Origin of the sequence: Mesorhizobium sp. M00.F.Ca.ET.216.01.1.1, assembly GCF_004010325.2 — a bacterium.
Lineage (GTDB): Bacteria > Pseudomonadota > Alphaproteobacteria > Rhizobiales > Rhizobiaceae > Mesorhizobium.
The window spans coordinates 1-337 of sequence record NZ_SADR02000322.1 but is presented as its reverse complement, the minus strand read 5'-3'; the positions used below and the strand labels follow the sequence as shown (position 1 = coordinate 337).

Below are 337 nucleotides of genomic sequence, written 5' to 3'. Positions count from 1 at the left end.
GTCCATCAGGAACTTGGTCCTGAAGACATAGATGCCCATCGAGGCCAGCGCGAAATCCGGCTTGTCGGGGATGCCGGGCGGATCGGCGGGTTTTTCGACGAAGGCGATGATGTTGTCCTTGCCATCGACATGCATGACGCCGAAGCTGGTTGCCTCCATGCGCGGCACTTCGAGACAGCCGACGGTGACGTCGGCATTGGCGTCGACGTGCTGGCGTAGCATCAGCTCGTAGTCCATCTTGTAGATGTGGTCGCCGGCGAGGATCACCATGTATTCGGGGCCGTAGGCCTCGATGATGTCGATGTTCTGGTAGACGGCGTCCGCCGTGCCCTCGTAC

General features: G+C 60.5%; 1 protein-coding gene. It reads right to left on the bottom strand.

The window, feature by feature from the left end; all coding sequences use genetic code 11:
- On the bottom strand, nucleotides 1-337 hold a 337-nt coding region (locus EN859_RS36305; protein ID WP_245525890.1), incomplete at both ends, for a sugar phosphate nucleotidyltransferase.